Raw genomic sequence first — 14,022 nt, 5'->3', positions numbered from 1 at the left:
TCACCGCGGCAGCGGCTTGAGCTCCCGGACAGGCACCCGCACGGTGAGCTGGTCGGCCGACATTCGGATCCGCCCGCGGAGGCCCGCGGACAGCACCATCGGCAGCACGGCCTGGTTGTCGGCGCGGGTGGTGAGCAGGATGTCGGCCGCGCCCTCCCCCGCCGCCAGGCGGGCGACATCGGTCAGCAGACGGGTGCCGATGCCCCGGCGCTGCCACGCCGGGTCGACCTCCAGGTCGACCGAGCGCAGGCCCGAGTCGTCCGTCGCCGGGAGCAGGGTGGCCACGCCGACCACGACGTCGGCCACCATCGCGTGGACCGCGTGGCCGCGCACGCCGTACGTCGGGACCGCACCCCCGCCGAGGCGTCGGCTGCTCGAGCCGAGCACGGTGACGGGCGCCTGGCCCAGCACGTCGGAGACGAGGTCGGCCATCGCGGCGCCCCGGGCGTGCTCGGTGGCCGTGAACGGGGCCCGCCGACGGATCTGGACCTCGACGTCGCCGACCGTCATCTCCATGACGTCGAGCCCGCCGGCCTCGCTGCTGCCGTCGGCCGGGTCGGCCTCGCCGTCGAAGAGCTGGGCGACGACCTCGGGGAACCGCGCCGGGCGCGCGATGATGCTGCGGGCCGCCTGCACGTAGCGCGCGGGCTGGTCGACCAGCGCCGCGTCGGAGCAGGGCGTGCAGACCACCTCGTCGCCGCCGGCGCCCGTCATGAGGGTGACGATCTCCGCCTCGCCCCAGCCCGTCGGCGTGCGGATGACCAGCTCGTCGGTCACCGCCGCGACCCCCGGGAAGATCTGGAACCCGAGGATGTTCACCCCCGCCGCCCCGCAGTCGTGCGCCAGCACCGCCAGCGCTCCCGGGCGGTCGGGCAAGGTCGTGCGCACCCTCCACAGCATGCTCCGAACAGTGCGCCCGCCGTGTTGCGCCGGTGCTGCCGTCGTGTTGCGGGGACGCAACAGAACGCCCCCGGCCGTCGGCCGGGGGCGTTCTGGGTGGAGCAGGTGCTGCGGTCGATCAGGTGCGGATCAGAGGACGATCAGTGGCCGTGGCCGTGACCGTGCCCACCGGCGGGGGCGGGCTCCTCCTCCTCGGGCTTCTCGACGATCAGCGTCTCGGTCGTCAGCAGCATGGCCGCGATCGAGGTGGCGTTGACGAGCGCGGAGCGGGTGACCTTGACGGGGTCGAGCACACCCTGGGCGACGAGGTCGCCGTACTCGCCGGTCGCGGCGTTGAAGCCGTTGCCGACACCGAGCTCACGGACCTTGGAGACCACGACGTAGCCCTGGTCGCCACCGTTCTCGGCGATCCAGCGGAGCGGCTGGTCGGCGGCCTTGCGCACGATGCGCACGCCGACGGCCTCGTCACCGGTGAGGCCGAGGTCGTTCTCGAGCACGGAGACCGCGTGGATGATGGCGGAGCCGCCACCGGCGACGATGCCCTCCTCGATCGCGGCGCGCGTCGCGGAGACGGCGTCCTCGATGCGGTGCTTCTTCTCCTTGAGCTCGACCTCGGTGGCCGCGCCGACCTTGATGACGCAGACGCCGCCGGCCAGCTTGGCCAGGCGCTCCTGCAGCTTCTCGCGGTCCCAGTCGGAGTCGGTCTTCTCGATCTCCGCCTTGATCTGGTTCACGCGGCCCTCGACGGCCGAGCTGTCGCCCGAGCCGTCGACGATCGTCGTGGCGTCCTTCGTGACGACCACGCGACGCGCCTGGCCGAGGACCTCGAGGCCGACCTGGTCGAGCTTGAGCCCGACCTCGGGGGCGACGACCTGGCCGCCGGTCAGCACCGCGATGTCCTGCAGCATCGACTTGCGGCGGTCACCGAACGCCGGGCTCTTCACCGCGACGGCGTTGAAGGTGCCGCGGATCTTGTTGACGACCAGCGTCGAGAGGGCCTCGCCCTCCACGTCCTCCGCCAGGATGAACAGCGGCTTGCCGGCGGCGATGACCTTCTCGAGCAGCGGGAGCAGCTCGGAGACGGCCGAGATCTTGCCCTGGTGGAGAAGGATGTAGGGGTCGTCGAGGACGGCCTCCATGCGCTCCGGGTCGGACACGAAGTACTGGCTGATGTAGCCCTTGTCGAACTGCATGCCCTCGGTGAAGTCGAGCTCGGTACCGAGCGTGTTCGACTCCTCGACGGTGATGACGCCGTCCTTGCCGACCTTGTCGAAGGCCTCGGCGAGCAGCTCGCCGATGTGGCTGTCACGCGAGGAGATCGTGGCGACGGACGCCATGTCCTCCTTGGACTCCACCTCGCGGGCGGCGTCGCGCAGGGCGTCGCCGACGGCCGCGGCGGCGAGGTCCATGCCGCGCTTGAGGCCCATCGGGTTGGAACCCGCGGCCACGGCGCGCAGGCCCTCGTGCACCATCGCCTGGGCGAGGACGGTCGCGGTCGTCGTGCCGTCACCGGCGACGTCGTTGGTCTTGGTCGCGACCTCCTTCGTCAGCTGGGCACCGAGGTTCTCGAACGGGTCGTCCAGCTCGATCTCACGGGCGACGGTCACACCGTCGTTCGTGATCGTGGGGGCGCCCCACTTCTTGTCGAGGACGACGTAGCGGCCCTTGGGGCCGAGCGTGACCTTGACGGCGTTCGCGAGCGCGTCGACGCCGCGCTCGAGGGAGCGACGGGCGTTCTCGTCGAACTCCAGGATCTTCGGCATATCTCTCCTCAGAGAACAGTCTGGTGGGTGGTGCCCGCACGCGTAGGCGCGCTCACGCGACCACCGACGGGTCGAGCCGCGTGCCCCGGAGCGCGGTCGCGCTCACGGGGCCACGCGGCCCGAGGGGTTTCAGGAGACGACGGCGAGGACGTCGCGGCCCGACAGGATGAGGTACTCCTGGCCCGCGTACTTGACCTCGGTGCCGCCGTACTTGCTGTAGATGACCTTGTCACCCACCGCGATGTCGAGCGGGATGCGCTCGTCGCCGTCCTCGTTCCAACGACCCGGACCGACGGCCAGGACCTCGCCCTCCTGGGGCTTCTCCTTGGCCGTGTCCGGGATGACGAGACCGGACGCCGTGGTCTGCTCGGCGTCGAGCGGCTTGACGACGATGCGGTCCTCGAGGGGCTTGATGTTGACCGACACGGTGTCGACCTCCACTTTCCGATGCGGAATCCGAATGATCGGGAGGCAGGTCGCCTCCCGAGAAGTTTGTCGTCTCCGGTGTGCGGCACGCCGTCGCGGGGATCGCGCCGTACGTCGTCGACGATTGGCACACTCACGGGGAGAGTGCCAGCGACGACGTTAGCACTCCGCCCTGATGAGTGCCAGGACCAGGTCAGCCGAGCGGGACCTCGTCGCTCCAGCGCAGGTCGACGGTCGGGGACGGCGGGTCGATCTGCCCGAGCTCCGGGTCCGAGGCGTAGACGGCGTCGACCTCGGCCTCCGCCTCGAGCCGCACGACCGCCGTACCGGCGGGCACCGGGGCGACGACGGTGGCGACACCGCCCGAGTAGATGCCGCGGAAGGGGTCGGGGACGACGAGCGGGCCCGCGTCCCCGTCGCTGTCGCTGTCGCTCTCGCCGTCGACCGTGACCGCGTACGCGACGTCGGTGGCCAGGAGGTCGGTGACGCCGATGGTGGCGAACCCCGCGCGCAGCGTCACGAAGCGGTCGGGTGCGGCGCGCAGGACCGCCCACTCCTGCCCCTCCGGCGCCCAGCCGAGGCCGGCGACGTACGGCGTGCGCCCGGCGGCGACGACGAACAGGGCGCCGGTGCCGTCGGGCTCGGTGTCCGACGTCCCGGGGTAGGGCTCACCGGGGGCGTAGCCCGGCGGGACCTGCAGCGGCAGGCGCACCGGGTCCTGGGCGGCGGCACCGGAGACCACCGCGTCGGTGACCGCGCGGTCGTCGTACGGCGCGAAGCGGCCCGCGTCGGTCTCGGCCACCCCGTCGCCGTCGAGGCGGAAGCGCTGCTCCTCCCCCGCGAAGATCACGACGACCTCGAGCCCGCCGTCCTCGAGCCCGCCGTCGCGCGTCGGCACGGCGACGTAGTCGAAGAAGCCCTCCAGCGAGTCGGCGCGGGCGAGGGGCACGGCCCCGAGCGGCAGCTCCCGGCCGTCGACGACCAGGGTGAGCTCCGGTTCCGGCGCCGGGGCGACGTCGACCGCCGGCACCACGACCCGCTGCTCGTCGACGTAGCGCCACGCGATCGGCAGGAACGCGCCGCCGTCGGGCGGGTCGATCCCGGGCTGCTCGTCCTCGCGCACGCCGGGCAGCTCGTCCACGGCCTCGCCGACGACGAGCTCGACGTCGCCGGTCGGCAGGGAGAGCTCGACCGTGGTCCCGCTCGGCGTCGTGGCGTCGACGTCGACGGCGCCGAGGTCGATCCGCTGACCGGCGACGGCCCGCGGGCGGTCAGGACCGAGCACCTGCACGAGCAGCACCACGACCAGGGCCAGCACCACCACGACGGCGACGGCGCCCAGCAGCCGCCACGTACCGCCCCGCACCCACGCCAGCGGTCGCCACCGCGTCGTCCGGGTCGTGCCGGGGATGGGCGCGGGGCCCGGGTTCGGGCCGGCGGCGCTCACGGGGCCACCTCGTCGGCGAGGGGCACGAGCGGGCCGATCGGCAGGTCCACGTCGACGACGAGCTCGGCCGGCGCGGGGGGCGAGTCCTCACCGGCGGCGGCCACGGCATAGGTCTGCTGCAGCCGCAGCATCGCGTCGGTCGCGGTGGCCGGGCGCTGGTCCGGGGCGGCGAGGACGACCGTCGTGCCCCAGTAGGCGTCCTCCTGGGTGCCCGGCCGCTCGGCCGCGGGCTGCTCGCCGTCGAGGCTGAGGGAGGCCGACGCGATGGCGCCCGCGGTCCAGACCCCGGCCTCACCGGGTCCGCCGGGCGGACCCCCGCTCGAGCCGATGCGGTCGTCGACCAGCTGGGTGCTCACCCCGACGACCCACCAGACCTCGCCCGCGGCGGCCCAGCCGGTCTCCGCCGTCCAGGGCACTGCGGTGACGGCACCCACGACGCACGACAGGCCGTCGCCGTCGACGAACGCCGCCGGTGGCTCGAGGCCGATGGCGTCGCACGCGGGGGTGCGCCACGTGGTCGTCGAGCCGTCGTAGAGCGCCCCCGCGTCCCCGGTCCGGACGTCGCCGGTGCGCGGGTCGAGCACCTGGGTCACCCCGTCGTAGGTGATGCGGAGCCGCAGGTCGTCGTACACGTCGAACGCGTCCGGCACGCTGACGACCACCGCCTTCGCGGTCACCACCGGGTCCGGCTCGTCCACGAGGGGGTCGAACTCGGTCGAGGTGCCGGCCTCCAGGTCGTAGGTCCGGCCGTCGACGTCGAGCTCGACGTCGAAGGGAGCGATCTCGCCCGCCGCCGTCGCGTAGGGGTCGGCCTGGACGTAGTCCCGCTCCAGCGACCACCGGATCCCGACGTACGGGCCGTTGCCGACGACCTCGTCGGTGGGCTGCTCGTCGTACGGCGCCGTGACCACGACCTCGAGCTCGCCGGGCGGCAGCCGGACCGCGCTCACCGCCCCGTCGAGCTCGTAGCCGGCGACCTCGGTGACGACGACCTGGTCGTCGGCCCCCGGCGTGCAGGCGACGAGGGCCGCGCCGAGGAGGAGAGCGGCGGCGACCCGGAGCCCCGCGCGGCGGACGGTCGAGGGGATCGTGGCGGTCATGGCGCTCAGCTCCCCAACGCCAGCGTCAGGTCGCCGGCGAGCTCGCTGCGGTCGGCCTCGGGCGGCACGACGCCGACCTCCGGGAGGTCGTAGAACTCGGCCGTCTCCTGCAGCCGGAGCTCGTCGGGGGCACCGTCGGAGACGAAGACGAGCTCCCTCAGCAGACGGTTGTCGTAGCCGTCGGTGTAGACGGACCGCACCTGCGCGGGCATCCCGTCGAGCGTCACCTCGGACGCCGTGCGGCGGACCACGACGGAGCGCCCGCCGTCGGTGCGCTCGGCGAACCGGCCGTAGGCCAGGTCGACGTCGACCACCGCCCAGGGGGCGTCCGCCGTCTCCGCCCAGCCCAGGCCCCCGACGTACGGCGTGACCCTCACGCTGCCGACGGTGCACTCGGCCTGCTCGAGCTCGATCCCGGCCGCGGTGGCGGGGGCGTCGAGGAGGTCGCAGCCGGTCGTCGGCGTGACGGTCGTGGGGGCGTCGTCGTAGAACGGCGCCGCCGCGCCCGCGTCGACCTCGCCGGAGCGCAGGTCGAGGGTCTGGGTGAGGCCGTCGTAGACCACGTCGACCAGCAGCGGACCGTCGAGGGCCTCGTCGGGCACCACCACGGCGACGCTGCTCGTGCCCTGCGGGGCGACGCCGCCGTACGACGCGATCTCGGTCGTGTCGCTGCCGAGGTCGAACGAGAGATCGCCCGCCCGCAGGTGCAGGGCGAACTGCTGCGGCGGGGCCAGGAGCAGGCCGTCGGTGGGTCCGGCCTGCACGATCCAGCGCACGGGCAGGTACGACGTGCCGCGCGCCAGCGCGACCGGGTCCTCGTAGTCGGCGCCCGCGAGGTCCACCTCGTCGACCTCGTCGAGGGGCGCGCCGACCGCGAGGTCGATCCGGGCCGTCGGCACGACGACGGTGCCCTCGTGCTCGTAGCGGACCGGCAGCGACCCGTCATAGGCGTAGGCGGTGCCGACGCCGGCCCGCTCGCCGTACGGCGAGAACCACCAGACGAGGCCGGCGACGAGCACGGCCAGCAGGGCGACCAGCGCCGTGCCGACGATGCGCCGGCGACGGCTCGGGACCGGGAACGGGCGCCGGGGCAGGGAGGCCGGCGGGGCGGGCGTGGTCATCGGAGGACCCCCGGGCCGCTCGTGGGCAGCGTGGTGGGGACGGCGGTGGCGTCCACGACGAACGAGTAGGGGATCTCGACCTCCGCGACCGGCGGGGCCGGGGTGGCGCTGAGGGCGTACGTCGAGCGGCCCTCCACGGTCGTCGAGGTGCCGACCGGCACCTGCAGGGCGACCTCGCCCGACCAGCGCGGGCCGTCGGCGGAGACGAAGGCCTCGGGCACGACGACCGCCTCGTCGCCGTCGGCGGTGAGGGTGCCGTCCTGGCGGACCTCGTCGACACCGGCGAAGTCGCGGCCGACGACGGTGACGTCGCCGTACGTCACGAGGTCGACCACGACCCAGGTGCGCCCGGCGCCGGCCCAGCCGAGGCCCTCGACGTACGGCAGCGGGAGCAGCTGGGCGGTGCACCCGGCGTCCACCTCGAGCACCCCGGCGAGCCCCGGGTCGAGCTCGCCCGTCGGGCAGGCGACGCGGGTCGGCAGCGCGTACGGCGCGTAGAGGGGCGCCGCGACGTCGGCGTCCAGCTCGCCCGAGGCCAGGTCGAGCGTCTGCACGAGCCCGTCGTACTCGACCTCGATCGTGCCGGCGTCGGCCCCCTCGGCGGGGACGACGAGCCAGGCGGCGCCCGTCACGGCGAGCTCGCGGCCGTCGTCGGGCCCGGCGACGACCGGGACCTCACGCGTCTCGTCGCCGACCCGCAGGCGCACCCGGAGGCGCTCGGCCGTCCTGGCGGTCGCGTCGTCGTAGTAGGTGCCGGGCGTGCCGAAGTTCGCGCCGTTGTCGGCGAAGGTGGGCTGCAGGCGCCAGCCGACGCCCAGCACGACGTCGCCGTCGGGGGCGGCCACGGTCTCGCCGGTGGCCGTCTGGTGCGCCGGCACCTCGTCCCGCGGCTCGCCGACGGTGAGGTCGAGCGCGCCGGCGGGCAGCATCACGCGGGTGGTCGTGCCCTCGACGAGGGCGGTGACCGCCGGGGCGACCGTGTCACCGTCGGCGACCCCGGCGCTCGGGGAGCAGGCGCTCGTGCCGGCGGCGAGCAGCGCCACGGCCACGGCCGCGACCGCCCGATGCCCGTGTCGTCGCGCCACTGGACGCTCCCCCGATCGTGGTCCGGCCCGCGGTCGGCGGGCGCCGTGCCCGCGCCGTGCGGGCTGGGGAGGACTGCCCATCGACGGGGCCAGACAAACCCGGCGGCGCACCGGTGACGGGCTCCGCCGCAGCCCGGGGCCGCGGTGCGCGGCGACCCTGGGAGGATGGCGCGTCATGGACCTCGCCTCGTTCACCTGGCTGCTGACCGGCGACGGCCAGACCCTCCTCGAGGTCGCGTCGCGGGCCTACGCCGACGCCGACGGCGACCCCGTCCGCGCGACCGCCGCGGTCCGCCGTACCGAGCCCGACCACGAGCGCTCCGCCACCGCGCTCACCCAGGTGGGCCTGCGGGTGCGGGGGGTCGCGAAGTTCGGCGAGGACGCCCTGCGCATGTACTTCACGCCCGACGGACTCGAGCAGGCCACGCGCCGCCGGGTCGCCGACCACCGGGCCGCCCGGCTGGCGGCGGCCGCCCCGGCGTCGGTCGTCGACCTGGGCTGCGGCATCGGCGGCGACCTGCTCGCCCTCGCCCGCGCCGGGATCGTGGCGGCCGGCGTCGACCTCGACCCGGTGCGCGTCGCCGTGGCGGAGGCTAACCTCGCCGCGCTCGGCCTCGAGGGCGCCGTGATGGTCGCCGACGCCACCACGCTGCCGCTCGACGGGTTCGGCGTCGCCCTGCTCGACCCGGCCCGTCGCGACGGCCGGGGCCGCGTCTTCGACGTCGACGCCTGGACGCCGCCGTGGACCTTCGTCGAGGGTCTCCTGCGCCGCCCGGCCGTGGTCAAGGTGGCGCCCGGCGTTCCCCACGACCTCGTGCCCGACGGCGTCGAGGCCGAGTGGGTGAGCGAGCGGGGCGACGTGAAGGAGGCCGCGCTGTGGTCGCCGCACCTCGCGGTGGCGCGCCGACGGGCCACCGTGCTCGGCGCGCACGGGCTCGCGACGCTCACCGAGGAGGACGACCCGCACGACGGGCGCCCCCGCCCCCTGCGGGCCGTGGGCCGCTACCTCTACGAGCCCGACGGCGCCGTCATCCGGGCCGGGCTGGTGACCGCGGTCGCGGGCCTCGTCGACGGCGGCCTCGTCGACGAGAAGATCGCCTACGTCACGAGCGATGCGGCGTTCCGCACGCCGTACGCCACGACGTACGAGGTGCTCGAGGAGCTGCCCTACCGGGAGAAGCCGCTGCGGGCCGCCCTGCGCGAGCGGGGCGTCGGGCGGCTGACGATCAAGAAGCGCGGCGTCGACGTCGTGCCGGAGCAGCTGCGCAAGCGCCTCGCGCTCTCGGGCGACGAGGAGGCCACGATCGTGATGACGCGGGTGGCCGGCGAGGGCACGGCCCTGCTCGTGCGGCCGGTCAGCGGGCCCGGCGCGTGACGGTGCGCGCCAGGATGCCGAGCGTCGCCTTCAGGTTGGCCTCGGAGATCACCGGGAAGATGCCGGCCTCGCGCCACTTCGGGTGGATCGTCGACCAGTCGTAGTAGGAGACGACCCGGGTGCGCTCGCGGCCGTCGTCGCCGGGGCCGAGGGGCTCGAGGCGGTAGCCGTAGACGTGGCCGATCGGCGGGCGGACCCGGCCGAGGATGGTCCACGAGATGTCCTCGTCGGGGGTGAACGACCGGATGGTGACCTCGACGTCGTACTCGCCCATCGGGAGGTCGCCGAGCGCCTCGCGGTCCATGTGCACGACGAAGGTGTCGCCGGCGGCGGTGACGCGGTCGCCGGTGGCGTCCATCAGCATCCCCGAGGCGTCGATGTCGACGTGGCCCTGCGGGTCGGTGAGCACCTCGAAGACCGCCGCGGCGGGAGCCGCCACCACGCGGGCGACCTCGAGGCGGTCGGGGGCGTCGCCCGCGGCGTCGTGGGTGTCGGCGTCGTGCGCGGCGTCGGGGCCCGAGGAGGTCATGCCGCGCACGGTACGCCGCGCCCGGTGAAGGCCGGCGGGGGCTGGTGGCGCGCGTACGACGCGCGACGGGGCCGCACGGAGGATCCGTGCGGCCCCGTCGTGGTGGAGCGGGTCGGGCGTCGGGCGGGTCAGGCGTCGGGCAGGTTCGCCTTCTCGGCACCGATGGTGGTGTCGTCGCCGTGGCCGGTGTGCACGACGGTCTCGTCGGGCAGCGCGAACAGCTTCGCCCGGATCGAGGCCTCGATCGTGGGCCGGTCGGAGAAGCTGCGCCCGGTGGCGCCCGGACCGCCGTTGAAGAGGGTGTCGCCGGTGAAGACGGCCCCCAGCTCCTCGGCGTAGAGGCAGACCGCGCCCGGGGCGTGGCCCGGCGTGTGCAGCACCCGCAGTGTCGTGCCGGCGACCGTGATCACCTGGCCGTCGGTGAGGTCGAGGTCCCAGAGCTCGCCGTCCTCGTCGTCGGGGCCGCCGTGCGTGAGCTCCCAGACCTCGCGGTCGTCGGGGTGCAGCAGGATCGGCGCGCCCGAGCCCCCGTTGACGCGCTGGCGCAGGGCCGGCGCGACGCGCACGTGGTCGTCGTGGGCGTGGGTGCAGACGATCGCCTTGACGGTGCGCTCGCCGACGATCGCAAGGATGGCGTCGACGTCGTGCGGGGCGTCGACGACCACGCACTCGGCGTCGTCACCGATCACCCAGACGTTGTTGTCGACCTCGTGGGTCTCGCCGTCGAGGCTGAACGTGCCGGAGACGACGCCGTGGTCGACCCGGGCCCCGCCCGTGGAGGTGGCCGTCACGAGAAGACCACCACCGAGCGCAGCACGTCGCCCTGGTGCATGCGGTCGAACGCGGCCTCGACGCCGTCGATGCCGATCTCCTCGGTGACGAACGCGTCGAGGTCGAGGCGACCCTGCGTGTAGAGGTCGACGAGCATCGGGAAGTCGCGGCTGGGCAGGCAGTCGCCGTACCAGCTCGACTTGAGCGAGCCGCCGCGGCCGAACACGTCGGCGAGGGGGATCTCGGGGATCTTCATGTCCGGGGTCGGCACGCCGACCAGGACGACCGTGCCGGCCAGGTCACGGGCGTAGAACGCCTGCTTCCAGGTCTCGGGACGACCGACGGCCTCGATGACGACGTCGGCGCCGAAGCCGCCGGTCAGCGCCTGGATGGCCTCGACCGCGTCGGTCTCGCTCGAGTTCACCGTGTGGGTCGCGCCCAGCTTCACGGCCGTCTCGAGCTTCTTGTCGTCGATGTCGACGGCGATGATCGTCTTCGCGCCCGCCAGCGCGGACCCGGCGATCGCGGCCACGCCGACGCCGCCGCAGCCGATGACGGCCACGGACTTGCCGCGCGTCACGCCGCCGGTGTTGATGGCCGCACCGATGCCGGCCATGACGCCGCAGCCGAGGAGACCCACGGCGGCCGGACGGGCCTCGGGGTCGACCTTGGTGCACTGGCCCGCGGCGACGAGGGTCTTCTCGGCGAACGCGCCGATGCCCAGCGCCGGCGACAGCGGGGTGCCGTCGAGCAGGGTCATCTTCTGGGTGGCGTTGTGGGTGGCGAAGCAGTACTGCGGCTCACCCCGGTCGCACGCGCGACAGTCGCCGCACACCGCGCGCCAGTTGAGCACCACGAAGTCGCCGGGGGCCACGGACGTGACGTCGTCACCGACGGCCTCCACGATGCCGGAGGCCTCGTGGCCCAGCAGGAACGGGAACTCGTCGTTGATGCCGCCCTCGCGGTAGTGCAGGTCGGTGTGGCAGACCCCGCAGGCCTGCACCTTCACCAGCGCCTCGCCCGGGCCCGGGTCGGGCACCAGGATCGTCTCCAGGCTCACCGGCTCCTTCAACGCCTTCGCGACGACAGCCTTGACCTCGTGCATGTACGACTCGCTCTCTCGGGCTCCCGCCCGCATCGTTTCCCAGGAGTCAACGTAGCGGCCTGCGGTGAGACCGCCGCCACCGACGGTCGGGACGCCGACCACCGGTGCACCCAGCGTTCCGTTCCGGTACCCACGAATGCAACCGAACGCTGGCCCCCCGCGTCTTGGTGGCGAAAGGATGGAGGTGGGACCGGAGATGTCGACCGGAGGAGCGACCGTGGCGTCAGCGCTGCGACGAGGCCGTGACGAGGAGTTCGCCGACTACATGGCGGCCCGTCAGGCGAGCCTGCTGCGCACGGCGTACCTGCTCTGCGGCGACCGGCACACGGCGGAGGACCTCGTGCAGACGAGCCTCGCCAAGCTGTACCTCGCGTGGGACAAGGTGGAGGCCCGCTCGTCGGTCGACGGCTACGTGCGCCGCATCCTCGTCAACGAGCACAACTCGCTGTGGCGCCGCGCGTGGAAGCGGAAGGAGTCGGCGACCGACGCCGTCCCCGAGGTCGACCACCACCTCGACGCGTACGACGACGGCACCTCGGCCCGTCTCTGGTCGTTCGTGCAGACCCTGCCGCGCAAGCAGCGGGCCGTCATCGTGCTGCGCTACTACGAGGGCCTGAGCGAGGCCGAGATCGCCGAGACGCTCGGGGTCTCGGCCGGCACCGTGAAGTCCCAGGCGAGCCGCGCCCTCGCCGCCCTGCGCGAGCGGACGCCGTCGTCGCTCGCCCCTCCGGTCTCCCCGGCCGACCTGCCTGCCCCGTCCCACCGCTCGCACCCGAGCCCGCGAGAGGACCAGTCGTGAACCAGCACTCCCCCCTCGACGACGAGCTGACCCGCGCCCTGCGCGACCAGGCGTCGTACGCCCCCACGTCCCTCTCCCTCGACGGCGTGCAGGGCCGCGCCCGGCACATCCGCCGCAACCGCCTCGCCGTCGCCGGCGCCGGTGTCGCCGCCGTCGCGCTCGCCATCGCCGGGCCCGCGCTCCTGCTCGACGGGGGTGCGGACCGGTCGGCACCGGAGATCGCCGACGGCTCCACCGGACCCAGCGACGTGCCGACCACGGCGCCGACCACGGACGCCCCCACTGACACCACGACCGAGCAGCCCACGGGCGCGGCCGACTCCCCGGTGACACCCGTCGACCCCGACGTCGCGATCCCGCTGGGCCTCGACGCGCCGGTCGGGGACGCGCCGAGCGCGGTGTGGGCGGCCGGGTCCGTGCTCCACCTCGCGAACGGCGACACGATCGACCTCGACGAGGACGGCCCGCCCGACGTCTGGTCGCTCGCGCAGCTCGACGACAGCATCGTCGTGGCGCGGTACGACGCCGAGGACTTCACCGTGCCGCAGCGCATCGAGATCTACCCGTCCGACGGCAACGGCTCCACGTTCTACGAGTACCCCTCCGACCCGGAGGGGGCCTACGACGCCACCCTCGTGACCAACACCGACCGCTCGCTCGTCGCGTACGTCGAGGCCTCCGGCGACGTCGTCGCGCTCGAGGACGGCGGCAGCACCCGGACGATGCTGAGGAGCTTCCCGGACGGCTACCCACGGGTGGCCGCACTGAGCGGCACGTCGTGCACGGAGGACGACTGCGCTGCGGTCGTCGACGTCGCCCCCGCTGAGACCGACAGCGACGGCGACGGCGAGGTCGACGGCGTCAGCGAGCGCTTCGTCGTCAGCGCCACCGGCAGCCCGGACGTCCCGGGAGGCGTGACCGTGCGCGACGCCTCACCGGAGGGCTACCTGGTGCTGACCGATGTGGACGAGTTCGAGCCTTCCACCACCTCTGGCCTGGTCCGCCCCGACGGCCCGGACGTGTGGATGCAGACCGCGCAGAGCGTCGAGCGGTTCTCCCCCGGCGGCCGGTACGTGTCGGCGTTCGCGTCGTACTACGACGGGCCGGGCTCCCGCGAGGTCGCCATCCTCGACGCAGAGACCGGCGAGCGCCTCGCCCTGTTCCAGGCCCCTGACGACGGGGCCGCCCCGATGATCAGCTGGGAGGACTCCGACAGCCTGCTGGTCGTGCTGATCGAGGGCGACGAGAGGGCGCTGCTGCGGCTCGGCGTCGACGGCATCGTGGAGCGCGCGACCGACCCGGTGCCGTCCGACACGTTCGGCGACAGCCAGGTCGAGGACGTTCAGCTCGTGCTGGGGAACTGACGCGGGCGGCGGCCACGTGGGCGCCGTACCGAACGCGTCGCCAGACGGACGTCATCCGAATCGGAGGCTCGGACCTCGGGTTCGGATGACGTCCGGTCCCGAGGGCTTCCCGGGCGCCGCCCGTCCTCTCGCAGCGAGAACCAGACGTGCAGGAGCGACAGCTCGGCACCCCGGAGCCGTGCAGACCCGACAACTCGGCGCCACCGAGCCGTGCAGACCCGACAGCTCGGCGCGGGG

The 14,022-nt window shown here is 74.0% G+C and carries 13 protein-coding genes; 3 read left to right on the top strand and 10 right to left on the bottom strand.

Going from position 1 to position 14,022, the window contains the following annotated elements; genetic code table 11:
- The 7 genes from K329_RS0107400 to K329_RS0107370 form a co-directional block, all read right to left on the bottom strand.
- The gene (locus K329_RS0107400) at positions 1 to 888 is read right to left on the bottom strand and encodes a GNAT family N-acetyltransferase (protein WP_245596474.1); all 888 of its coding nucleotides are present in this window, start codon (positions 886 to 888) and stop codon (positions 1 to 3) included.
- Positions 889 to 1,040: 152 nt separating this feature from the next.
- Positions 1,041 to 2,663 carry a chaperonin GroEL gene (gene groL / locus K329_RS0107395; RefSeq protein WP_028472535.1) on the bottom strand — a complete coding sequence of 541 codons (1,623 nt, stop codon included), beginning with the start codon at positions 2,661 to 2,663 and terminating at the stop codon, positions 1,041 to 1,043.
- A gap of 129 nt (positions 2,664 to 2,792) precedes the next feature.
- Entirely contained in the window at positions 2,793 to 3,089 is a 297-nt protein-coding gene (groES, locus tag K329_RS0107390) for a co-chaperone GroES (protein WP_028472534.1), read from the bottom strand.
- 193 nt (positions 3,090 to 3,282) lie between these two features.
- Positions 3,283 to 4,536 (bottom strand): hypothetical protein, encoded by a 1,254-nt coding sequence (locus K329_RS0107385; RefSeq protein WP_028472533.1) that lies wholly within the window; start codon positions 4,534 to 4,536, stop codon positions 3,283 to 3,285.
- Entirely contained in the window at positions 4,533 to 5,636 is a 1,104-nt protein-coding gene (locus K329_RS0107380; protein WP_028472532.1) for a hypothetical protein, read from the bottom strand. The genes K329_RS0107385 and K329_RS0107380 overlap by 4 nt, the downstream gene beginning before the upstream one ends.
- Before the next feature lie 5 nt (positions 5,637 to 5,641).
- On the bottom strand, positions 5,642 to 6,757 hold the full coding sequence (locus K329_RS0107375; RefSeq protein ID WP_028472531.1) for a hypothetical protein: 1,116 nt from the start codon (positions 6,755 to 6,757) through the stop codon (positions 5,642 to 5,644).
- Positions 6,754 to 7,842, bottom strand: a complete 1,089-nt coding sequence (locus tag K329_RS0107370) for a hypothetical protein (protein ID WP_157571622.1) — start codon at positions 7,840 to 7,842, stop codon at positions 6,754 to 6,756. The genes K329_RS0107375 and K329_RS0107370 overlap by 4 nt, the downstream gene beginning before the upstream one ends.
- Before the next feature lie 175 nt (positions 7,843 to 8,017).
- Between K329_RS0107370 and K329_RS0107365 the strand changes: the two genes are divergently transcribed.
- Complete coding sequence (locus tag K329_RS0107365; protein ID WP_028472529.1) at positions 8,018 to 9,217, top strand: class I SAM-dependent methyltransferase; 1,200 nt, start codon at positions 8,018 to 8,020, stop codon at positions 9,215 to 9,217.
- On the opposite strand, the gene K329_RS0107360 is transcribed toward K329_RS0107365, so the two are convergent.
- From K329_RS0107360 to K329_RS0107350, 3 genes are all read right to left on the bottom strand, one after another.
- The gene (locus K329_RS0107360) at positions 9,198 to 9,746 is read right to left on the bottom strand and encodes an SRPBCC family protein (RefSeq protein WP_157571621.1); all 549 of its coding nucleotides are present in this window, start codon (positions 9,744 to 9,746) and stop codon (positions 9,198 to 9,200) included. The genes K329_RS0107365 and K329_RS0107360 overlap by 20 nt on opposite strands.
- 128 nt (positions 9,747 to 9,874) lie before the next feature.
- Positions 9,875 to 10,537: an MBL fold metallo-hydrolase gene (locus K329_RS0107355; protein WP_028472527.1), complete on the bottom strand. Its 663-nt coding sequence runs from the start codon at positions 10,535 to 10,537 to the stop codon at positions 9,875 to 9,877.
- Entirely contained in the window at positions 10,534 to 11,622 is a 1,089-nt protein-coding gene (locus K329_RS0107350; protein ID WP_028472526.1) for an S-(hydroxymethyl)mycothiol dehydrogenase, read from the bottom strand. Before K329_RS0107350 ends, K329_RS0107355 begins: the two co-directional genes overlap by 4 nt.
- 217 nt (positions 11,623 to 11,839) lie before the next feature.
- Here K329_RS0107350 and K329_RS25325 point away from each other — a divergent pair, with 217 nt between their 5' ends.
- Both K329_RS25325 and K329_RS0107340 read left to right on the top strand, forming a co-directional pair.
- On the top strand, positions 11,840 to 12,421 hold the full coding sequence (locus tag K329_RS25325; protein ID WP_245596473.1) for a SigE family RNA polymerase sigma factor: 582 nt from the start codon (positions 11,840 to 11,842) through the stop codon (positions 12,419 to 12,421).
- Positions 12,418 to 13,785 (top strand): hypothetical protein, encoded by a 1,368-nt coding sequence (locus tag K329_RS0107340; RefSeq protein WP_028472525.1) that lies wholly within the window; start codon positions 12,418 to 12,420, stop codon positions 13,783 to 13,785. The genes K329_RS25325 and K329_RS0107340 overlap by 4 nt, the downstream gene beginning before the upstream one ends.
- Positions 13,786 to 14,022: the final 237 nt, after the last annotated feature.

It is taken from the genome of Nocardioides alkalitolerans DSM 16699 (assembly GCF_000426525.1).
Lineage (GTDB): Bacteria > Actinomycetota > Actinomycetes > Propionibacteriales > Nocardioidaceae > Nocardioides > Nocardioides alkalitolerans.
Note: the sequence above shows the minus strand (reverse complement) of the source record. Positions and strands in the feature narration are given on the sequence as shown.